At 54.8% G+C, this 21,870-nt stretch carries 19 protein-coding genes and 1 tRNA gene; 12 read left to right on the top strand and 8 right to left on the bottom strand.

The genetic code is table 11. The features are described 5' to 3' along the window. Nucleotides 1-224 precede the first annotated feature (224 nt). Together NC979_RS21145 and ntcA are read right to left on the bottom strand one after the other, a co-directional pair. Nucleotides 225-1,628 (bottom strand): DUF3084 family protein, encoded by a 1,404-nt coding sequence (locus tag NC979_RS21145; RefSeq protein ID WP_190521407.1) that lies wholly within the window; start codon nt 1,626-1,628, stop codon nt 225-227. 117 nt (nt 1,629-1,745) lie between these two features. After that, entirely contained in the window at nt 1,746-2,417 is a 672-nt protein-coding gene (ntcA, locus tag NC979_RS21140) for a global nitrogen regulator NtcA (RefSeq protein WP_073607508.1), read from the bottom strand. Nucleotides 2,418-2,917: 500 nt separating this feature from the next. Between ntcA and thrC the strand changes: the two genes are divergently transcribed. Continuing rightward, nucleotides 2,918-4,222 (top strand): threonine synthase, encoded by a 1,305-nt coding sequence (gene thrC, locus NC979_RS21135; protein ID WP_190521405.1) that lies wholly within the window; start codon nt 2,918-2,920, stop codon nt 4,220-4,222. Nucleotides 4,223-4,340: 118 nt separating this feature from the next. Continuing rightward, nucleotides 4,341-4,616, top strand: a complete 276-nt coding sequence (locus NC979_RS21130; protein WP_073607741.1) for a MoaD/ThiS family protein — start codon at nt 4,341-4,343, stop codon at nt 4,614-4,616. A 436-nt stretch (nt 4,617-5,052) separates the two neighbouring features. On the opposite strand, the gene NC979_RS21125 is transcribed toward NC979_RS21130, so the two are convergent. Together NC979_RS21125 and NC979_RS21120 are read right to left on the bottom strand one after the other, a co-directional pair. Beyond that, entirely contained in the window at nt 5,053-5,595 is a 543-nt protein-coding gene (locus tag NC979_RS21125; RefSeq protein WP_190521402.1) for a type IV pilin-like G/H family protein, read from the bottom strand. Between the two features lie 84 nt (nt 5,596-5,679). Then, on the bottom strand, nt 5,680-8,238 hold the full coding sequence (locus NC979_RS21120) for an O-antigen ligase family protein (protein WP_190521400.1): 2,559 nt from the start codon (nt 8,236-8,238) through the stop codon (nt 5,680-5,682). A gap of 154 nt (nt 8,239-8,392) precedes the next feature. On the opposite strand from NC979_RS21120, the gene NC979_RS21115 reads away from it, so the two are divergent. Further along, the gene (locus NC979_RS21115; protein WP_242024103.1) at nt 8,393-9,202 is read left to right on the top strand and encodes a hypothetical protein; all 810 of its coding nucleotides are present in this window, start codon (nt 8,393-8,395) and stop codon (nt 9,200-9,202) included. Nucleotides 9,203-9,209: 7 nt separating this feature from the next. Here the strand turns inward: NC979_RS21115 and NC979_RS21110 are convergent, their stop codons facing one another. Continuing rightward, nucleotides 9,210-9,734: a peptidylprolyl isomerase gene (locus NC979_RS21110; RefSeq protein WP_190521398.1), complete on the bottom strand. Its 525-nt coding sequence runs from the start codon at nt 9,732-9,734 to the stop codon at nt 9,210-9,212. 387 nt (nt 9,735-10,121) lie between these two features. Beyond that, nucleotides 10,122-13,124 (bottom strand): L-glutamate gamma-semialdehyde dehydrogenase, encoded by a 3,003-nt coding sequence (gene pruA / locus NC979_RS21105; protein ID WP_190521396.1) that lies wholly within the window; start codon nt 13,122-13,124, stop codon nt 10,122-10,124. 151 nt (nt 13,125-13,275) lie between these two features. Between pruA and NC979_RS25435 the strand changes: the two genes are divergently transcribed. From NC979_RS25435 to NC979_RS21080, 6 genes are all read left to right on the top strand, one after another. Then, nucleotides 13,276-13,611, top strand: a complete 336-nt coding sequence (locus tag NC979_RS25435) for a Uma2 family endonuclease (protein ID WP_431191104.1) — start codon at nt 13,276-13,278, stop codon at nt 13,609-13,611. Further along, entirely contained in the window at nt 13,514-13,876 is a 363-nt protein-coding gene (locus tag NC979_RS25430; RefSeq protein WP_431191102.1) for a Uma2 family endonuclease, read from the top strand. Before NC979_RS25435 ends, NC979_RS25430 begins: the two co-directional genes overlap by 98 nt. Before the next feature lie 69 nt (nt 13,877-13,945). After that, entirely contained in the window at nt 13,946-14,476 is a 531-nt protein-coding gene (locus NC979_RS21095) for a tetratricopeptide repeat protein (RefSeq protein WP_190521395.1), read from the top strand. 109 nt (nt 14,477-14,585) lie between these two features. Further along, nucleotides 14,586-15,536, top strand: a complete 951-nt coding sequence (locus NC979_RS21090; protein WP_190521393.1) for a putative selenate ABC transporter substrate-binding protein — start codon at nt 14,586-14,588, stop codon at nt 15,534-15,536. An 8-nt stretch (nt 15,537-15,544) separates the two neighbouring features. Then, nucleotides 15,545-16,291 carry a phosphonate ABC transporter ATP-binding protein gene (locus tag NC979_RS21085; RefSeq protein WP_190521391.1) on the top strand — a complete coding sequence of 249 codons (747 nt, stop codon included), beginning with the start codon at nt 15,545-15,547 and terminating at the stop codon, nt 16,289-16,291. Nucleotides 16,292-16,434: 143 nt separating this feature from the next. Then, nucleotides 16,435-17,172, top strand: coding sequence for an endonuclease/exonuclease/phosphatase family protein (locus tag NC979_RS21080; protein WP_190521389.1), 738 nt, complete (start codon nt 16,435-16,437; stop codon nt 17,170-17,172). Nucleotides 17,173-17,175: 3 nt separating this feature from the next. Here NC979_RS21080 and surE read toward each other — a convergent pair whose 3' ends face one another. Together surE and hemB are read right to left on the bottom strand one after the other, a co-directional pair. Next, nucleotides 17,176-17,859, bottom strand: a complete 684-nt coding sequence (gene surE, locus NC979_RS21075) for a 5'/3'-nucleotidase SurE (protein ID WP_190521387.1) — start codon at nt 17,857-17,859, stop codon at nt 17,176-17,178. Between the two features lie 144 nt (nt 17,860-18,003). Further along, nucleotides 18,004-18,984, bottom strand: coding sequence for a porphobilinogen synthase (gene hemB / locus NC979_RS21070; protein ID WP_190521384.1), 981 nt, complete (start codon nt 18,982-18,984; stop codon nt 18,004-18,006). A 352-nt stretch (nt 18,985-19,336) separates the two neighbouring features. On the opposite strand from hemB, the gene NC979_RS21065 reads away from it, so the two are divergent. From NC979_RS21065 to NC979_RS21055, 3 genes are all read left to right on the top strand, one after another. After that, a tRNA-Lys gene (locus NC979_RS21065) sits at nt 19,337-19,408 on the top strand. 248 nt (nt 19,409-19,656) lie between these two features. Then, nucleotides 19,657-20,736 (top strand): class II fructose-bisphosphate aldolase, encoded by a 1,080-nt coding sequence (fba, locus tag NC979_RS21060; protein WP_190521382.1) that lies wholly within the window; start codon nt 19,657-19,659, stop codon nt 20,734-20,736. Between the two features lie 212 nt (nt 20,737-20,948). Further along, entirely contained in the window at nt 20,949-21,827 is an 879-nt protein-coding gene (locus NC979_RS21055; protein WP_190521381.1) for an inositol monophosphatase family protein, read from the top strand. Nucleotides 21,828-21,870 lie beyond the last annotated feature (43 nt).

Genomic DNA, 21,870 nt, shown 5'->3' with positions numbered 1-21,870 from the left:
ATTTAAAGTTTGCCTGCCTTGAGACAAGCCAGAGTTAAAAGCAACCTATTAGCAGCCGACAGATTTGTAGGTTAATTCTAAGCACAGGTGATCCCCACAGTATCGAAGTAGGGGCAGATGGTAACTATCTGCAAATTTTTTTAGACATTATTAAATATTCGCCACCAAAGTTAATTCGACCTGGATCCTTTTTACTTAATTTTCTTGAGAGAAAGTGCTCCAAGCTATTCGCTTAGTAAGTCAGTGCTATCGTCCAAAGGATTATTGAATTCACTCGTTTGAAACAGAATGCGCCCGTCGCGCACTGCTGCTAGATGAATTTGAACCGGCCCTACCGTGAAAATATCAGTGGCAGCAATAGCCTGAAGATCGACAGCCTGCCCCGATTGCTGAACAGTCTCTAAGAAGTTGAGCACCGTTTCAGGCCGGTTATCGGCTACTTGTAGCGTGTCGCTGACAACGCCGTCCTGTCGGGCCCGAAATTGGGCGGCTGCCAACAGAAGGTTGAGTCGCTCAACTAGCTGGCGATCGCCCAAAGGAGGGGGATCTAGCGTAACCGTTGCCAATCGCTCGCCCAGGGCATAAACCTGTTGATTAGGGGTGGCATCGATAAAGACCTGCACACAGGGTTCACCCTGCTGCACCACGCAGGGCTCGCCCGTTACATAGTTAGCCGCAGACAGCAGGCGCACTACGTAATCTTCACCCGTGGACAGACGCTCAATCAACGCCTCGACCTCGCGATTACCAATCAGCAAAATTTGCTGGTCGATCAAAGCCCCGGGGGCAATAGCTCGAGACACCAAGCGGTTGGCCTCAAGTAAAAAGCCTGTGACAAACTCTTCTGCCTGCTCTCGATTTTCGGCACGACCTTGACCGACTAGAATCTCTTGGTTGCGGTTGAGGGCAATATTGCCCCGAAACAACCCTTGATACTGCGTTTGCAGAACGGCTACCTGCTGCTCTAAAAAGTCTTGCTCGCCCTCTAGGCTAGCCAGCCGCTGCTCTCGCTGGGCGATCGCCCGATCGCGACTGGCAATCTCCTCATCTAAGTTGGCAATTGCCCGATCGCGGTCGGCAATCTGTTTGCCAATAGTGGCTTGCTGCGCCAGCAGGTTATCACGCTGAACCCGCAGAGCGTCCGTCGATTGGCGCAGCGCGGCAGCCTGCTGTGATACGGCATCTAGCTGGCCTAGAGTTTGGCGTAGTTCACCCTCAGTCGCTTCCTGCTGAACCACCGCCTGGTTGAGCGATTGGTTAATTTCTTGTAATCGAGCTAGCGCCCGCTGCCGTTCGTTAGTCGCCGACTCCAGATCGGTCTCTACGCTCTCTTGGGTAGATTGAGCCTGGGCCAAATCAGCCTCGGCGTTGGCTAAATCAGCCTGAATTTTACTCAACTCGAACACCCCAGTGCGCAGCTGACTGCTCACTCCAAATAGCAGGGCCAGTGTAGAGGCTGAAATGACGCTACCCGTGGCAATGCTGACTAAGGTAGCCGTTTGCCGGGGGCGTAGATTGAACAAGCTTAGACGTGCTTTGCCCACCCGCGTGCCGACGCGATCGCCGAGGGTAGCAATAAAGCCCCCCAAAATTAAGACCGCCAAAATCAGTACGTAACCAGAAACCATGCACCAGCCACAGGGGAGTTTGCACTTACTCTACTGCATGGGTTGAAGCCTCGTACGCCCCAATATTGTCGATTGCTGGTTTGGCTACCAAAACCACCCCACCTAGCCAAACCTAAACTAAGTAAACTGCTGACTCAGATTGACCGGATCATGCACAGTAATCTTCTTTTTGTAGATGGAGATCATACCTTCCTGGCGCAAATCTCCCAGCAGGCGAGTCACAGTCACCCGAGTGGAGCCGATGGCCTCAGCAATGGCCTGATGAGACAGTTTCAGATCAATAGTGATGCCATCCTGGCTAGGCACCCCAAAATCGCGACAGAGAATGAGTAAGAAACTTACCAGCCGCGAGCCCATGTCTCGATGAGCTAAGGTTTCAATCATCATCTCGGTTTGCAAGATGCGAGAGGATAACCCCCTCAACATCAGCAAGGCCAGTTCAGGATTTTCCTCCAGCGCCTGCTCAACCTGCTCAATTGGAACAGACAATAGCTCTACCGGAGTAAAGGCCACGGAGTGATAAAAGCGATCAGAACGGTTGCCCGTAATTAGCGACAAGACCCCAAACACACTGTTTTCGCGCAGCAGGGCAACTGTGATTTCTTCTCCAGCCTCGTACACTCGCGACAGCTTCACTGCCCCTTTTAACAAGAAGTACACCCGTTCGGCCGGGTCTCCAGGGAAAAAGATTGTTTTCCCCCGCTCGTAGGATTCGACTACAGGGGGAAACGCTCCTCCAGATAGCTGACGAAAAACATTAGCAAGGGGCTTATCTTGGGTCACTACCATAACGTTCTGCTAAGAGCATCACAGAGAGCATCTGCACTGAATTTACTGGTTTGCCGTCGCTATGACAGCTAGACCCACAGCACAGATCACCTTGGGCATAAAGCATAAAGCAGTCTGATTGGTCTGGCACGCTAACCAATGCAAACGTTCCATGACTTTAGATCACTTAACCTCAACTGTAAGGCAAGCGTTTGTATAGCAAGTTACTTTATTGCTCCCGAAGCTAATCTTGAGCCCATTTCAGGGGTTCCAAAGTAGTCATTCAGGGATAAAAAAAGCCGCAGATGAGGCTGAGAGCGACAGCAAACTCAAAACAACTCGGACCGTCGCTCTTAACTAAGAAGTAGGTCTCACTAGCGCAAAACACTGGCAGAAGAAAGCTCAGCTATATCCGACCAAAAAAGTCGGGTATATTTGACCAAGTATTGTCTCCAGTGTTACGTTCTGGATAACTTAGCGAAGTTAACAACTGCTCCTCAGAAAATCTCAGAGAAAACGCCATGACGCAGTCTATCGAACAAGCGATCGCCACCAAGCCCACATTTTCAGCATTGAAATGCCGAGAATGTGGTGAGACCTACGACCTAGGCGCCAAGCATGTATGCGAAGATGTGTGCTTTGGCCCATTAGAGGTAGCCTACGACTACGACGAAATTCGCAGGCGGGTCACCCGCAGCAGCATTCAAGCCGGGCCGCTGTCAATTTGGCGCTACAAAGACTTTCTACCCGTCAGCACCGACAACCCAATTGATGTGGGAACCGGCATGACACCCCTAGTGCGCGCCAACCGACTGGCGCGGCAGCTAGGGCTAAAAGAACTCTATATAAAGAATGACGCTGTCAACATGCCCACCTTGAGCTTTAAGGATCGGGTGGTGTCGGTGGCGCTAACCCGAGCGAGAGAGTTAGGGTTTACTACAGTGTCTTGTGCCAGTACAGGTAACTTGGCCAACTCTACGGCGGCGATCGCAGCCCATGCTGGCCTTGACTGCTGCGTATTCATTCCAGCTGACCTAGAAGCCGGCAAAGTACTTGGCACCCTAATCTATAACCCTACAGTAATGGCTGTGCAGGGCAACTATGACCAGGTCAACCGTCTGTGCTCTGAGGTAGCCAACACTCAAGGTTGGGGGTTCGTCAACATCAACCTGCGCCCCTACTACTCCGAAGGGTCTAAAACCCTGGGCTACGAAGTAGCTGAACAGCTAGGCTGGCGCTTACCAGACCACATCGTGGCGCCGTTGGCATCGGGGTCACTATTTACCAAGATCTACAAAGGCTTCCAAGAATTTGTTAAGGTCGGCCTCGTCGACGATAAGCCTGTACGCTTTAGCGGTGCCCAGGCCGAGGGATGCTCTCCTATTGCCCAAGCCTTTAAAGAAGGCCGCGATTTTGTGACTCCAGTCAAACCCAATACGATTGCCAAGTCTATTGCCATTGGAAACCCCGCCGACGGTATCTATGCTCTCGATATAGCTCGTAAAACCAACGGCAACATTGAGTCAGTAACCGATGCCGAGGTCATTGAAGGCATGAAGCTACTGGCCGAAACCGAAGGTATCTTCACCGAGACTGCTGGCGGCACCACCATTGCAGTGCTCAAAAAGCTGGTTGAAGCCGGTAAGATTAACCCTGATGAGTCTACAGTCGTCTACATCACCGGCAACGGATTGAAGACCCAAGAAGCTGTACAGGGTTACATCGGCGAGCCCTTTACCATTGAGCCTAAGCTCGACAGCTTCGAGCGTGCTCTAGAGCGCTCTCGAACCCTCGACCGATTGGAATGGCAGCAGGTATTGGTCTAGGGATTAAGGTATGAGGTTCAAGGTTTAAGTAGCTGATTTTCAGTTTAAACCTTGAACTTTACTCTCTATACTCTTACTGACAGATTGCTCTTATTTTCTTGATTCATTTATTACACCCATGGCTGTTAAAGTACTAATTCCAACTCCACTGCAAAAATTCACCAACAACCAGGCTGCCCTTGAGTGTAGTGGTGGCAATATTGTAGATCTGCTCAATGATTTAGAGAGCAACTGCCCTGGCATCAAAGCCCGGCTTTGTGACGATTCTGGTGAGCTACGCCGCTTTGTCAACTTCTACGTTAATAGCGAAGACATTCGCTTTCTCGATGGCAAAGAGACCGCTCTTAACGATGGCGACGAAGTCAGCATCGTCCCTGCCGTAGCTGGAGGCTAACGCTGGAGCCAGAGACGGGTTATTAAACTAGAAAACGCTGAACAAAGCTTTTGTTCAGCGTTTTTTAGCAGCGCAGCAAATTGGGTCGATTAATCGCCTCTGTTTTCTTTTCTTGCCGCTCGATAGTTTGTGCACATCCAATTTTCCACTTCACCGCAACAGCCATCGCCTAACAAATAACAAACAAATTTGGATAGGTTCTTAAGAAGTGAGAAATGCTACGAAAGTCAAAATATTCTGAGCGGCACAAATCACAAAACCCATTCTTGGCTAGCTAGCCTTTTCATCAAACCTAAGGGTTTGTATAACTCTCGACATTGAATTGACGGAGGCTTCTTCAAACTTTCTTTAAACGATTAAGGATCAGCTACACAAGAACAAGTAGCTGATCCCCGATTTGTTATTAGAAACTAAGAGTCAAGCGCTAGTCAATAACTTAGAGTTTCTTCCAGGTACCGGTTGTGCAAGAAGTAGCCGACTGGCTTGCAGAAGTGCTGAAGTTAGTGAGCGCACCGGCAGCAGCAGCCACGTTAGCTTGAGTCGATTCACAAATGAGTGCAATCGTGGTGGCTTCTGTGGTTGCGCTACCCGAGTTTAGCTGGGCAGCACCGACGTAGCTCTTCAGAGCAGTATCAACTCTGTCAGCAAAAGCCGTTGCGCCAAAGGGGCCACTAGCGCCAATGGTGTAGTTGTAGTAAGTAGTATTGGAAGGAATACCAATGGCTAGTTCTACAAAACCAGGAGCAAAGGTGGGGTTTTCTAAGCGGTAGGCTTGCTGGCCACGGTTCATGGAACCAACATAGGTTTTAGCTTCAGACTGACGAGCTTTGTTGGCCTGGTTAAGGAAAGAAGGCAAAGCGATAGCAGCCAGAATACCGATGATGATGATAACCACCAGCAGTTCAATTAGGGTGAAGCCGCCTTCTTCTTTCTTAGCGATGAAGTGCTTGAGCAGGTTGGCTTTGAGAGATGCTTTCATAGGTGTATGTCTCCTTGGGTTAGGCGGCGGTAGAGGTGTTATTTGCGCCTGGGTCTAACTTACCCACTTGCTCTGACTGAGCGATCACATCTGATTAAAAAAGTTTTTGGGCAGTGGAGGCAGGGGTGTAATTTCAAAGCGATTCTTGACGGCACTGGGCAAGTTAAGCTGCTTAGTTTGAATCGTTTCTATAGCTTGGTCTAGCGCCACAAACTCTCTGGGCAGCTCCCCAAACAACCCAAGTAAGTTAGGGATAGCCCACTGCTCCATTCCCTCAATGGGTGCAATAAAGTTAATGCCTTGAGCATATCGATTGCGATAGGTGAGCCCTAGCAAGCTACGGCCAGTTAGTTCAACCGGTTCTACTAAGGAAGTCAACCACGATCGCGCATCTCGAAATTGCCCCAGCGATTCGGTTAGCAGTGCCTTCTCAGGTGCAGGAAGCTCGGCTTGAGCAAAGTAGTTTTGGGCAGCGGCAGGCGAAAGCCATGCCTGAAGCAGCAATAGAGCCTGATCTTGGGGAGTTGCTTCTAGGGCTTGATTAACGATAGCTAGGGCTGCTTCGAGGCTTTGGTCTGTGGCTAAAAGCGCCTGCGTGATTGGTCTTAGCCTGTCACGGTTGGCGGTGAGAGGTTGTCTCTGCCACCAGCGAATCAGCGCTGTTTGGTCGTAAAAGGTGGAATATCCTGGGATCTTTGGCGATAGCCCATTGAGCATGGACTCGTGGTAAATTAACGCTTGATCTAAAACCTGCTGTTTAATTGGTGCTAGAGACTCTTGCTCCCACAGAGGCAAAGTCAAAAATTCGGGATTGCCAAGGCCTTGAAGGCTAAACGCGGTTACGGCGGCTTCGGTTTGGCCTTGGGCTAGGTAAGCTTGCCCCAGCACATAGCGGCTCAAGGCATTTTTTCTGGGGAGTAGCTGCACGGCACGGCGGCTATAGTCCGCTGCGGCAGCCGGGTTTTGAGGTAACAGCAGAACCGCCATGTTGTAATTAAACCAGGCATCGTTGGGGGCGATCGCAACAGCGCTATACAGATCAGTCAAGACATCGCGGCGCACAGCATCTTGCTCACCCGAGGACACAAGAGGCAGCAGTTGATAGATGATTTGTCCGGATAGGGCGGGGTAGGTTGGATCCCAAGGAACGAAAGTGGCAGCGGCAGATAGCTGTTGCAACGAGCCAGCTACATCGCCTCGTTCTGCACGGCTGAGGGCGCGGTGGGCAAAGAAGAAGCCTAGGTCGGTCACAAACCACAAATAGGTTGTGATCGCCAACCAGGCTACCAGGGCCAGGCTAAGATAGCGGCGGGTTCCTCCACTTAGGGTAGGCAGCGAGGGCAGCTCTGTTTGATTTGCTAGGCTGAGCAACAGGAGTAGCAAGGCCCCAAACGCCGTAGAAATGCCAATGTTTTCAAGCTGGTAGTCAGTGAGGCTAGATACCCCGTAGGCTAAGAAGCTACCGCCTGCGCCATACAGCAACCATCGACTAGCCGGCTCTTGTACAGTTTGGTATAGACGCAGCCAGAGCGCGGCGACAAGCACTAGCCATACTAAATACAGCCCAAGACCCAGTAGCCCCATCTCTCCTAAAAGCTGAAACGGCGTACTGTGAAGCTGCTGGGAGTGGTCTTGACCTAGGCCCGTTTCTATCGGGCGATATAGATTTGAGACACGGCTCATCACCCCTGGCCCCACGCCCACTAAGGGACGATGGCTAAGAATGTTAAGGGCAGTCTTAGCCAGGAAGTAGCGATCGAGCACCGGGCCATCTTGTACTACAAAGCCAGAAGGATCGTTGAAATCTAGGCCGCCAAACAAGCTGCGAACCCTTGAGTTGCTGGCTAGAGCGCTAATCGCGACGGCTAACCCCAGTCCGCCTAGCAACCAACGCTGGGTTCTGCCCTTAGCGTTGGGGTTGACAATGAAGGCAACGACTATAAGAAGCAACCACACCAAAATCCCCAACAACGCCCCCCGCGATCCGCTGAGGTAGAGAGCGATCGCAGCCAAGGCCGAGGCCGCCGCCATCAACCACCGCAGCCATCCCTTAAAGGCCACAGCATAGGCTGCAACAAACGGCAGCGCTAGAGCAAAGTAGCCACCCACGAAATTGTGGTGGCCAAAGGGCATAGCATTGCGCAGGGCAGCAGAAAAACTGTCGTCTAACTCTGCCCCTGACGTAGGTCGCCATAGAAGTAAGGAAATTAGGGTGGTGCCTAGCATCGTTGTGGCGATCGCTGCGGCTACCTGAGTAGCTTTGAGCTGGGCTTGGTTTATCCAATTGACGCCGCAGTACAACGAAAAAAAGTAGTACGTTGCTAAAACCACATTCCATAGGGCCACTGTTTTGAAGTCGCTGGCCAGGCTGCAAACCATTAAAACAATACCTGTGCCGGCTACAGCCCAATCGAGCCCGTAACCTAGGGGACGAAACGGCACGTGAAACTGGCGTAGCTGCCAGACCAGCCAGCCGCCAAAAGCTAGAAACCCCAGCTGCCACACCAAGGCCCATGGCCAACTCACCATGCGCAAGTAACTGTGAGGTAGCCAGGTCATGAAGACAACAGCTACCAGGCCGACCCCTCCCAGCCACCAACCTTTAAAGACAGCATTGAGTTGTTGAGCAGGGGTTTGGGCCATGGGAGCTGCCATTAGGTTACAGAGCTGCTAAGCAGACAAAGAGGCTAATTGAAGTGCCTCAATTGCGATCGCAGCCACGGTGGGTAGACTTATTCTAGAACCACCCTAAAACCTGAAACCCGCTCTATAGGTTTCTTACCCTTGCGCCCACATCATGCAGCTCTCTTCAAGTAAACGCCGCCCGCCCTTGCTCTGGGCCAAACATTTGGTAATTTGGGTACTGCCCGCTGCTTTGCTGCTGGCCTTAGTGCCCTTACAGCAGCAGCGCCTAGCTAACTTACAAGACCGCAGCATTACCGATCAAAGTCTTGAGCAACAAGACCAGGCAACGGCAGCGACCCTGGCGTTGGCGCAGAAAACGCCCACCTTTGGGTTTGACAATCTGGCGGCTGACTGGTTTTTTCTGCGATTTTTGCAGTACTTTGGCGACGATGAAGCTCGAGCTAAAACGGGTTACGACCTAAGCCCAGAGTTCTTTCGGGTTGTTATCCCTAAAGACCCGTATTACCGAATGTTTTATCTGTTTTTGTCGGGCAGCACTAGCAATTTCGCCGCCCAGCCGGAGCAAAGCGTTGCGATTACCGCCCAGGGGCTAAAGCGGTTGACCCCAACGGTGCCATTTGACGGGTTTTATATCTGGCGCTATCGCGGTGTAGATGAGCTGCTCTATCTGGGTGACGGGAAGGCGGCTCAACAATCTTTTCAAACCGCTGCAGAGTGGGGACGGCAATCACCCGAAGCAGAGGCCCCAATAATTGCAGAAAACTCTCAGCGTACAGCCGATTTTTTGGCCAATAACCCCCTGAGCAAGCAGGCCCAGGTCAATGCCTGGGCCAGTGTTTTGGCCAATGCCTTTGACGATGCGACTCGCCAAAAAGCCATTGACCGAATTGAAGCCCTCGGTGGCAGCGTTATGATTAGCGAAACCGGCGAGCTTGGTCTACGGTTTCCGCCCGACGATTAGCGCCTGCTTACAATTGGCCGCAGTCGGCGATTACGACGGGCTCAGAGGTTTGTCCGCTACGACTACCGACTTGCTCTATGGTGCTGACCACATCCATGCCTTCGACCACGCTGCCAAAGACCACGTGCTTGCCGTCGAGCCAGGGGGTGGCCACGGTGGTTAAAAAGAATTGTGACCCGTTGGTGTTAGGGCCAGCATTGGCCATACTCAGGAGCCCAGGGGTGGTGTGCTTGAGAGTAAAGTTTTCGTCAGCAAATTTCATGCCGTAGATCGACTCGCCACCGGTGCCGTTGCCGCGAGTAAAGTCGCCGCCCTGACACATGAATTCAGGAATGACGCGGTGAAAGCTAGAGCCTTTGAAGTGCAGCGGCACACCGGAGGTACCCATGCCTTTTTCGCCAGTGCATAGGGCGCGGAAGTTTTCGGCGGTTTTGGGAGTGACATCGGTACGCAGCTCCATAACAATGCGGCCTGCGGGAGTGCCGCCAATGGTGATGTCAAAAAATACTCTGGGATTAGTTGCTTCAGTCATAGCTAATTCTTAAAGTGCAAGACACAGGGTTGACCCTGCCATTAACCCATAGTTTGAGCCAGGTGAATACCTGCTCGTTAGGGCAGGGCAGGATGCTGTTTCACTATATCCATGAAACGCTTTGCTATGTCAGCGGCAGGGCAGGCTGTGCCTTGCGTGCACCATTGCATCCATGCCGCAACTTTGTGTCGATGGCCTGCGACACTGAGCCTAGGGCTGGAGATAAGGTGCGGTTAACTGGTGCTGTGGTGCGATCGCAACACAGCGATATATTCAGGAGGCATCGGGGTTACAGCCCATCGCTGATACCTCCGGTGAGGAAAACCCTTTTTGTAAACCGCTCTTCGGGTTCTTAATAAAACCCGAAGAGCGGCTCTGCTACAGGATTTAATCTACACCTTCAATCGGAGCAAAGCCCTGGCGCTGGACGTTTTCGCTAACGTGGCGAGGTTCTAGAAATTGCAGCAGGTAGTCTGGGCCGCCCGCTTTAGAACCAACGCCCGACATCTTGAAGCCGCCGAAGGGCTGGCGAGAGACGATCGCCCCCGTAATCCCTCGATTAATGTAGAGGTTGCCGACGGCAAACTCGTTTTGCACCCGCTCAATGTGGGAGGGAGTGCGGGAGTAGAGTCCGCCCGTTAAGCCGTAGTCGGTATCGTTGGCGATGCGCAGGGCATCGTCGAAGTCTTGGGCTTTGATCACGGCTAGAACCGGGCCAAAGATTTCTTCTTGGGCGATCGCCGCATCGGGTTTCACATCGGTAAACACCGTGGGGCCTACGAAGTAGCCGTCGGCGGGAGTTGGCATTTCTAAGGCCAGAGTGGCTTCGGCCTTGCCCTTCTCAATGTACTCCTTGATTTTGGCTTGGGCGTTGGCGTCGATCACCGGGCCGACCTTGGTGCTGGGTTTCACCGCTTCGCCCACGTTGAGAGAGCGGGTGGCTTCTACCAAGCGATGGATAAAGGTGTCATACACCGAGGCCACCACGATCGCCCGGGAGCATGCCGAGCATTTCTGGCCGCTGTAGCCAAAGGCAGAGTAGACCACGCCCTGCACTGCCTGGTCGAGGTCAGCGCTTTCGTCAATGATGATGCCGTTTTTGCCGCCCATTTCGGCAATCACGCGCTTCATGTGGCGCTGGCCAGGTCGCCATTGAGCCGCGTCGGCGTAGATGCGGCAGCCCACTTCGCGGGAACCGGTAAAGGCAATTAGATGCACGTCGGGGTGGTTGACTAGGTGAGCGCCCACGGTAGAGCCTCGGGCCGGGAGGTACTGGAACACGCCAGGGGGCATGCCCGCTTCGATCAAAATTTCGGCGATCTTGGCGGCGATCACAGCGGAATTTTCGGCGGGTTTGAGGATGGTGCAATTGCCGGTAACCAAAGCAGCGACGGTCATGCCGGTGGCGATCGCTAGGGGAAAGTTCCAAGGCGAGATCACGACTGCAATGCCGCGTGGGAAGTAGCGATAGCGGTTGGTTTCGCCGGGGTAGTCGTAGGCGTACCCAGCGTCAAGCCGCTCCATCTCGTCAGCGTAGTAGCGGCAGAAGTCGACCGCTTCGGAGACTTCAGGGTCGGCCTGACCCAGGGGTTTGCCAACTTCGTACACCATCCAGGCGTTGAGTTCGTGGCGGCGCTCTTCCATAAGATCAGCGGCGCGGCGCAGGATAGCTCCGCGCTCCTTTGCAGGTGTGGCAGCCCAGGCAGGGAAAGCCGCTTTGGCGGCGGCGATCGCCGCATCTGCCTGCTCTTGACTGGCCAATCCCAGTTTGCCAACCAGTTCCGCTGGCTTTGAGGGGTTCACCGAATCTGCCGTAGCTTCGGTATCAACCGCTGCGCCGTTGATGATCGGGTTGTAGCGACGACCGAGCTGGGCGTGGACGGTTTTGAGTGCTTCGGTGGCTTGGGAGCGTTTGGTAACGATCGCGAAGTCGAGGTCGGGGGCGTTGGGGTATGGGGTATGAGGTAGGGGATGCGCGGTGTTGCCGGGAGCATCTTCTGGAGCAAACTCTGGTGCCGCCAGCAGGGTCTCTACAGGCACGTCTTCCTGGTTTTGCCGCAGGAATGAGCTGTTGGCGGTATTTTCCAGCAGGCGGCGAATTAGGTATGACATCCCCGGAATCAGCTCGCCAAAGGGAGCATAGACTCGTACCCGGTAGCCTTTGTCAGCCAAAGTTTTGGCCAGCTTGTCGGCCATGCCGTAGAGCACTTGCAGCTCAATGTTGCGGCGGGGAATGTTGAGTTCTTCGGCGATCGCCATAGCGTGGGCCTGCGATCGCACGTTATGGCTGCCAATTGCGGCATAGAGATACTGATGGTTCTCCAGCAGCAGCCGGGTCATGCGCTCAAAGTTGGCGTCGGTAGAAACTTTTTGGCTATAGACCGGGCTACGCCAGCCGTTTTGCCGCGCGGTGATGGTTTCCTGATCCCAGTAAGCACCCTTCACTAAGCGCACGGTGACGGGGGTGCCGCGATTTTTCGCCCAAATCACCAGATCCTTCAGATCGTTGTAGCTGTCTTGTAAGTAGGCCTGAAGGGTAACGCCTAGGTCGTCGCGCTGACGAAACTCAGCTTCCATCAAAATGTCTTTGAGAATAGCCAGGGTGAGAGCCTTGTAGCGGTACTGCTCCATATCAAAGTGAACGGCGACACCTAGTTCCTGGGCGCGGCGCAGCAGGGTGCGAATGTGCTCGCTCACCTTGGCGCGGCTGCCCTCAGCGTCCAATGGGTCGAACTGGGAGTAAAAGGCAGTGAGCTTAACGGAAACCTGAACTTTGGCTAGTTCCTTGCCATCTGCCAGATCGATCGCGTCGACGGTCTTCCAGTTTTTCGCCGCATTGGATAGCTGCGCCATCAAATCCAGGTAGCGCTGGAGATAGGCCTGGGCTTCTTCCTCAGTGATCACCGCTTCACCCAGCAGATCCATGGTGAAGGTGAGCTTATCTTTGCGCATGCGCTCGATCGCCCTGATCGCCTTCTCAATGGTTTCGCCCGAAATGTAGCGATAGGCGAGGGTTTCCACCGCTGGGGCAACGGTGGTGGCGGCTAGTTGACCAGGCACCGAATCGGGATTGGTGAAGTTCAGCAATCCCTTCAGCGCGTTGGGCAGTTCTACTTCTTCCGCCGACAAATACTCTTGCAGGTGGCGGGCGATCTCAGGTTTGCTGCGCAGGGCAGGCAGCGCGTCGATGAAGCGAAACAGCTGCACCTTCAGCCCAGGGTTGCCCATGGCGAAGTCCATAATTTTGTCGTCCCAGCGCATTTGGTCGCGCATTTGGGCGAAGAGGTTTTTCTTCTCGCGGGTGGCGCCGAGCAGGGCGGTGGCGATCGCGAGGGTCTTGGCCTCGTACTGTAGTGAGTCGGTCTGAGGCTTGATTGCTGGGGCTACCACGGTGTATGTCTCCTTATTCCCTTACTCCATCTTGAGCGAAAAAAGTCGGGTTAAGGGGCCGTGTCAAGATTCTATGGAAGACGGAGAGACAGGTTCGCAGACGGCTAACGGCAAAACTTCGCTCAGCCGACTTCTACGATGAAAATAGCCAATTCTCTGCCTGGGTTCTGTAACGACGGCTTACACCATTAAGCTCCAGCCCGCTCTGACCCTGACCGATGACCAGTTTTACCAACTGTGCATCACCAACCCCGACCTCAAGCTTGAGCGCAACGCCCAGGGAGATCTGCTAATTATGTCACCAACGGTTGGAGAAACCGGCAACCGCAACGTAGAGCTAGCCACAGAGTTCGTGTTGTGGAATCGGCAGCATCGGTTGGGTGTAGTTTTTGTCTCATCTACCGGGCTTAAGCTACCTGGGGGCGGCGAGCGATCGCCCAGATCTTGCCTGGATCGAGCAATCTCGTTGGGATGCCTTTACGCCTGAGCAACGGCAAAAGTTTTCACCCATTGCCCCTAGCTTTGTGCTGAAGCTGCTATCGCCCAGCGACCGCCTCTCAGTCGTGCAAACCAAAATGCAGGAATACATGGTTAGTGGTGTGCGCCTCGGTTGGCTGATTAACCCCAGCAGCAGACAGGTCGAAGTTTACCGTCAGGAACAGGTCCCTGAGTTGCTAAACAATCCCGCCCACCTCTTAGGCGAAACTGTCCTGCCTGGTTTTGTGCTGAATATGAACTTATTAATCTGGTAGCCAACAGTCCATTCCGGCAGAATGGAAGTTCGGCAGTAATTACCCGGCTGTAGATAGTTTTCTTGACCCATGACCGAAGACCCACGCGAGTTTGCCAAAACCCAGTACGCCTACGGCCAAGCCGCCTTTGAGCGGGGCAGCTACCGCGAGGCCGTAGAGTTTTTTGAGGAGGCCGTCAAGCTGGCCAAGGCCACCACACCCCTAGGCGGCGAAATTCAAACCTGGCTGGTGAATGCCTATAGTGCGGTGGGGCGACAGAATGATGCGATCGCCCTCTGCCAGGCCCTAGCCCGCCACCCCGACCTAGAGACCCGTAAGCAGGGCAAGAATCTTCTTTACATTCTGCAAGCGCCCCAGCTCCAGCGCCCGACGAACTGGATGACCGAAATTCCCGCTTTAGACAATCTGTCTCAAGATGGCTCCCAGAGTTCAGGCGGTTCGGGTTATTCAACAGCGGCAAAGGCGGCCCCGCGATCGCGTCCCAAGCCTGAGCCCACTCCCCTTGACCCCAGCCAAATCAATACTAAAGACAACGGCTTTTTGTGGGCTGCGCTGGTGGGGGTTGCCCTAGTGCTGGGCGGGCTGCTCTGGTTGAGCTAGAACCTGGCAGCGTTGACCTAAGTCCTAGACATTCCCCAGGGAGAGCATTGCTTTGGGGGGGATCCGACCCGTATGATTTAGTGCTGCTGTTTAGGGCACTACTCAAGTCATGGTAAGCATTCGTCGTTCATGGATTGCAGGGGTATCAAGCCTGCTGTTGCTGCTGCCTTTGGGAGCCTGTGCGCCCTCTGAACCGGGGCAAGAGGCCTCTGGAGAAGGCGGTGCGGCGACGGAGCAGAGCACCCTTCCCTTAACCGCCGGAGCTATTCCTGACCAAGATCCTGAAGTGCTTCAGCGGCTTTACACCAAGCTGGCCGACTACCTAGAGGCCGAATTGGGTGTTCCCGTCGAATATAAGCCTGTAACTGACTACGCCGCTGCCGTCACCGCCTTCAAAGTAGGGGACTTAGATTTGGTCTGGTTTGGTGGGCTGACGGGGGTGCAGGCGCGGTTGCAGGTGCCGGGGGCCGAGGCGATCGCCCAGCGCGACATTGATGAACAGTTCCACAGCGTCTTTATTGCCAACACCGCTACTGACCTTAAAGAATTTTCGGACATCCAAGACCTGACCCAAATCAAAGGCCGCACCTTTACCTTTGGCAGCGAGTCTTCCACCTCGGGGCGACTGATGCCCCAACACTTTATGGAAGAGGCAGGCTTGGACACTACCCAAGATTTCAAAGGGGAAGTGGGCTTTTCGGGCAACCACGATACCACCATCAAGCTGGTGGAAGCGGGCACCTATGAAGTGGGAGCTCTTAACGAGCAAGTATGGCTCGATCGCGTTGCCGAAGGAGCAGTCGATACCACCAAAGTCGACATCATTTGGCGCACTCCGCCCTACTTTGACTACCACTGGGTAATTAGCCCCGAAGTTGACGAGCGTTACGGCGACGGTTTCGCCGACAAGGTGCAGGCCGCCCTGATGGCTCTCGACCCCGCCGTGCCTGAACACAAGGAAATTCTCGATCTGTTTGGGGCTGAGCGCTTTATTGCCACCGACAACGACAACTACGCCGAGATCGAAGCGGTAGGCCGCAAGATCGGCAAGATTCAGTAGTGCCTGCGATGGGAGCGGGACCGATATTTCAGTTGGAGGGGGTGAGCTGTCGGTTTGGAGCGGTGGCGGCCCTCACCGATTGCAGCTTAGCGATCGCCCCTGGCGAACGAGTGGCGCTAATCGGCCCCAGCGGCGCGGGCAAAAGCACGCTGCTGAGCCTGCTCAACGGCAGCCAAGCACCCACTACCGGGCGAGTGGTGATTCTTGGGCAGGAAGTTAATCGCCTTAGCTCCAAAAAGCGGCGGCGGATCCAGCGGCTGGTAGGCACGGTCTATCAGCAGCACCACCTGGTGGGCAACTTGGCGGTAGTTCACAACGTCAATGCTGGGCATCTAGGGCGATGGCCGCTGCCGAAGGCGCTGTGGTCGCTGGTGTGGCCCCAGCAGGTGCAGACTGCGGCTCAGGCGCTAGCCCAGGTGGGCATTGCCGACAAGCTCTACGTCCGCACCGATCGCCTCTCGGGCGGCCAGCAGCAGCGGGTGGCTCTGGCGAGGGTGCTGGTGCAAGACCCTGCCGCTATTCTGGCAGATGAGCCGATTTCAAGCGTGGATCCAGAGCGATCGCGCGCCCTGATGAACTTGCTGCGCCAGCTTAGCGAGACCACCGGCAAAACCCTGGTGATTAGCCTGCACGAGGTGGAATTTGCGGTGAAATACTGCGATCGCATCGTTGGCCTGCGCCAAGGTCAAATTCTGTTCGATGTCCCAACCACAGAAGTCAGCGAAACCATGCTGACTGACCTCTACCGCCTTTAGCCCAGCACTATCCCCGCTAAGAGCTTTATTAAAGGCAGCAGCCAAGCAATTTTGTATTAAAGAATATATGCAAGAGGCAGACTTCCAAGATTAAGTAGTGGTTGCTACAGAGCCTCTCTGTTACGCCTGTCTACTGATCCTGAATGAAAATCGCCACTTGGAACCTTGAGCGCGCGCTACCTGAGTCGGGGCGGGCTGAACGCCAGCGACAATGGCTCAGCCGTATCGATGCCGACATTTGGATTTTGACCGAAACTCACCTGGGCATTACCCCAGGGGCAGATTACTACTCTGTGGCCAGCGGCCTGCCCGATCGCCCCAGAGCCGACGGTGAGCGCTGGGTGCAAATCTGGGCCAAGACCGGGGTGCTAACCCCGTTAGAAACCTCTGACGAGGCTCGCACCGCCGCCGCCCTGCTGACGCTGCCCGACAGCCAGCAATGGGTGCTCTACGGCACAGTGCTGCCGTGGTTAGGAAGCGGCTGGCGAGCCCACCCCGCCTCCAAAGGCCAAGCCTTTGCCGCTGCCTTAGCCGCACAGCAGGCCGACTGGCAAAAGCTGCGGACGATCTACCCAGAGGCAGCTTTGCTGGTCGCCGGCGACTTCAACCAAGATCTGGACAATCTGCACTACTATGGGTCACGCCAAAACAAGCAGGCCCTGCGACAGGCATTGGCCGATGTGGGGCTAGACTGCCTCACCGCTGGAGAAAACGACCCGGTACATCAGTTGATCTGCGGGCAGCATTCCAACATCGACCACATCTGTCTATCCCAAAATTCACCTGGGCAGTTCCAACGTTCCTTTGCCTGGCCGCCTCGCCTCGAAGATTTGCGCGGTCTATCCGATCATTTTGGCGTCGGCGTAGACATTCACATCTAGGCGCTACCACAGGCAAATTTTGGTCACGGCAATGTTGCCGCCAAAACAGACGGCCACGTCTGAGTCAGGGTCGTGACGGCGATCGCCATACTTGCCCGTGTAGTAAAACTGGCCCTGATCAACCTTAAACTCGGTGGGTAGGGGCTGGGTGCAGAGGGTGCAAAAAACAATCTCAGGATCGGCATCGCCCGGCCGCAAGTGAGGCAAGTTCACATTCCAAAAGCATCCCGGCGGCAGCGCCTCAGCCATCAGCACCTCGATCACCTGGGTCGCCAGGCGAGTCGCCAACCCCCAGTCCACCGGACGACGATTCTCAATGTAGTGGGAAATTGCCACCCCCGGCACCCGCAGCAGCGCCGCCTCCCGTACCGCAGCCACAGTGCCCGACAGGTGAATATCGGCCCCCATGTTGCCCCCCGCATTAATCCCCGAGAGCACCCAGGTAGCTTCTGGGCACAGATAGCTAAGGGCAACGCGGGTGCAGTCGGCGGGGGTGCCGCCAATGGCAAAGGCGCGATCGCTGCGCTGATCGATGGCGATCGGGCCACCCCGGTTCATTTGATGGCTACAGCCCGAGAGATGCTGGTCAGGAGCCACCACCCAGGTGGGATAGTTGGCCAAGGCATTTCGTAACGCCTGAATGCCTGGCGCATCAATGCCATCGTCGTTGGTGAGCACAAAGGTCATGGGTGCAGTAGCAGAAATTCTCTGCCTAAAATTTAGAGCGTAGCCCTGACATCATAGGACTACGCTCTAGGAATTTTTAATCTGTAGCGGAGACCGACCAAGCAGGCCTGACTGCAGCTCCCTTGGCCGTCCTATAGCAGGGGTTTAGCCTAGCCAGCGGGCCACGTCTTTGGCGTGGTAGGTCAAAATCAGATCGGCCCCGGAGCGCTTGAAGCTGGTCATGGTTTCCATCACCACCTTTTGCTCGTCAATCCAACCGTTGAGGGCGGCGGCCTTGACCATGGCGTATTCGCCCGACACGTTGTAGGCAGCTACGGGCAAGTTGGTGGCCTGCTTCACCCGCCAGATAATATCCATGTAGGCCAAGGCGGGCTTCACCATCAGCATGTCGGCCCCTTCGGCGATGTCGAGCTCAATTTCCTTCAGGGCTTCGGTGCCGTTGGCGGGGTCCATCTGGTAGGTGCGGCGATCGCCAAACTGGGGCGCACTCTCCGCCGCATCGCGAAACGGCCCGTAGTAGGCCGAGGCGTATTTCGCTGCATAGGAGAGAATCGGCAGGTCTTCAAAACCGCTCTCGTCGAGCCCAGCGCGAATCGCTTGCACAAAGCCATCCATCATCCCCGAGGGCGCGATGATGTCAGCCCCGGCGTTGGCCTGGGCCACGGCAGTTTTCTTCAGCAATTCCAGGGTGGGATCGTTGAGCACCCGGCCGCTGAGATCGCCCACCTCTAAATAGCCGCAGTGGCCATGGGAGGTGTACTCGCACAGGCAGGTATCGACAATCACCATCAGGTCGGGCACCGCCTCTTTGACGGCGGTGGTGGCCTTTTGCACAATGCCGCAGTCGTGCCAGGCCCCGGTGGCGTCGGTGTCTTTCTCGTCAGGAATGCCAAACAGAATAATGGCGGGAATACCCAGGTCGTAGACTTCCTTGGCTTCTTCTACGATCTTGTCGATCGAAAGCTGGTAGACCCCCGGCATCGACGAGACTTCCTTCGCCACCTGGTCGCCCGGCACCGCAAACAGCGGGTAAATCAGGTCAGCCTGGGTCACCAGGGTCTCTTGCACCATGCGGCGGAGTTGCGGATGCTGGCGCAGACGGCGAGGGCGATGGGTGGGAAACATAGCCTGTAGTGTGATGAGGTTTTATCTAAAAATGAAGCTTCATTAAACTAAAGCTCTATTCAGGGCCTAAAACAAGCGCTTGGTAACGTTCCGTAACTAAGTTTGAGCTGGGCTAAAGTTCACCCGGCAAGTGGTGAAGGGGTAGGGGGGATCCCACTGATGAGTGCTGGTCCAAATCGAATGGGGAAACTAAGGGCACAGGCGATCGCCCCACAATCGTTCTGCCCCACCAGACAACCAAGCCAGTCAAAGCCGCAAGTTTTTTTGAAAGCATGTTGCAAAATCCCCACGGCGGTATGCTATGTTTATAAGCCGTGTCTGGTTCATAACCAAACACCACTTCCCCTCACGGGGGTCGCTAGCTCAGCGGTAGAGCACTCGGCTTTTAACCGATTGGTCCTGGGTTCGAATCCCAGGCGACCCATTTTTATAGTTTGAGTTTTGTCTGCCTTCCGGTAACAGAGTTCACGGTTCCTGTCCCCCAGTGTTTTATGATGGGTCAAACAGCAGGGCAAACACACCCCAGCTGGGTGGGGAGTTCTTTTTAAGCTTGACTTTAGCTTGTCCAAACATTTCGTTATATATCCATCGATCTATCCTAAGATTGATGAGTAAGGCTACCTACTAAAACGTCTGAAGGCCTAACGGCGAGAACACACTAGGAGGATTTTTATGGCGCTTGTCTCACTGAGGCTACTGCTGGATCACGCGGCTGAGAATGGCTACGGCATTCCGGCTTACAACGTAAACAACCTGGAGCAAATTCTGGCCATCATGAAGGCGGCGGATGACACCGACAGCCCCGTGATTTTGCAGGCCTCTCGCGGTGCTCGTTCCTACGCTGGCGAAAACTTCCTGCGCCACCTGGTGCTCGCTGCGGTCGAAACCTACCCCCACATTCCCGTGGTAATGCACCAAGACCACGGCAACTCCCCCGCCACCTGCTACTCGGCGCTGCGCAACGGCTTCACCAGCGTCATGATGGACGGATCCCTGGAAGCTGACGCCAAAACCCCCGCCAGCTTTGAGTACAACGCTGCCGTTACCGGTGAAGTGGTGAAAGTAGCCCACTCCATCGGTTGCAGTGTAGAAGGCGAACTGGGCTGCCTCGGCTCCCTCGAAACCGGTGCCGGCGAAGCAGAAGACGGTCACGGCTTTGAGGGCACCCTCAGCCACGACCAGCTGCTCACCGACCCCGACGAAGCAGTGCAGTTTGTAGAAGCCACCCAAGTGGATGCTCTGGCTGTGGCCATTGGCACCAGCCACGGTGCTTACAAGTTTACCCGCAAGCCCACCGGCGAAATCTTGGCTATCAGCCGCATCGAAGAAATTCACCGCCGCCTGCCCAACACCCACCTGGTGATGCACGGGTCTTCCTCCGTGCCTCAGAAGTGGCTCGATATGATCAACGAGTACGGCGGGAATATTCCTGAAACCTACGGTGTGCCCATCGAAGAAATTCAGAAGGGCATCAAGAGCGGTGTGCGCAAGGTCAACATCGACACCGACAACCGTCTGGCCATCACCGCCGCCATCCGCGAAGCGGCCTTTAAGGATCCCGCCAACTTTGATCCCCGCCACTTCATGAAGCCCTCGATGAAGTACATGACCGAAGTCTGTGCTGAGCGCTATGACGCCTTTGGCACCGCCGGTCAGGCCAGCAAGATCAAGCAAGAGCCCGTGGAAGTTTACGCTGCTAAGTACGCCAAGGGCGAACTTGACGCTAAGGTTTCCACCACCGCTGCGGTCTAGTCACGAGCTATAGGTCAAATCCTTCACAGAATTGACCTCACCTGAACCAACCCAGGGCTTCTTCGTTTGAGGAAGCCCTATTTTTTTAGATTATTTTGCTATTCCGGCGCTGGTATAGCCGGTAAAGTCTGGGTTAGGCCCAAAATACCAAAACTCAAGCCTGTCGGGCGTTTTTTTCGCTCTTCTATTTTCGTTCTTTTGCTGCATCTCCTATGGCCCCCACTACTCCCCGGCAAATTTTGGCGGCGCTGCTGCCCTTCCTCAAGACCGCTGGGGCCTATGCCCAGCAGGTTCAGGCCCAGATTGCGGCTCAGCCCGACAAAGACGGCAAGGGCGACAACTTTTTTGCCTCGGCCCTCAGCGATGCGGATCTGTCGATTCAAACCATGATGGAGGTGGTGCTGCTGGGGCTGTTTCCCTCGGTGCGCTTTTACGGCGAAGAGTACGAGCAGACCTATAACACCAAGTACTTTCGCGCCATTGACCTAGGGCCGCAGGGCGACTACCTAATCACCCTCGACCCCATTGACGGCACCCAGTTTTACCTGGATGGCCACTCAAACTACCAGATTATTCTGGGGATTCTCAACGCGGATGACTATGAAGCGGCGATCGCCATCACTCCCAGCCAAGACCTCTATTACTACACCCTGCGAGGAGAGGGCACGTTTATGGGGAGCCTGGCTCAGTCCCTCGATGACTGCACCCAGATCAAGGTGCAAAGCCCCAAGCCAGCTATTTGTCTGGGGTGGCAAATGGGAGATTTAGTGCCCTACTTGAGCGATCGCTACCGGGTCTACCACACCAAAACCGACTATTCCAAAGAGACCCAGATTCCCAACTTTAACGGCCTGCTCAGCGGCGATTTAGCCGGGGCTGTGCTGGCCAAAGGGCAGTTTATTGACGGAGCCGTGCTGGCCTTTATGGCCCAGGAAATGGGGTTTATTGTCACCACATTTACAGGCGAGCCGCCGCCGCCGCTACACACCTGTAGCAACTACCTGAGACCGGGCATGGTGATCGGCAGTTCTAAGGCTGTGCATAGCGATCTGCTGGCGGCGGTGACAGCGGCCAGAGTAGTTGGCTCCTAAAGATTCAGCAGCTTAGAAAGAGAGTCTATTGAGTTTTGAATTG

Source organism: Leptolyngbya subtilissima AS-A7 (assembly GCF_039962255.1).
In the GTDB taxonomy this organism is placed as follows: domain Bacteria; phylum Cyanobacteriota; class Cyanobacteriia; order Phormidesmidales; family Phormidesmidaceae; genus Nodosilinea.
This window is presented reverse-complemented; position numbering and strand designations above follow the sequence as displayed.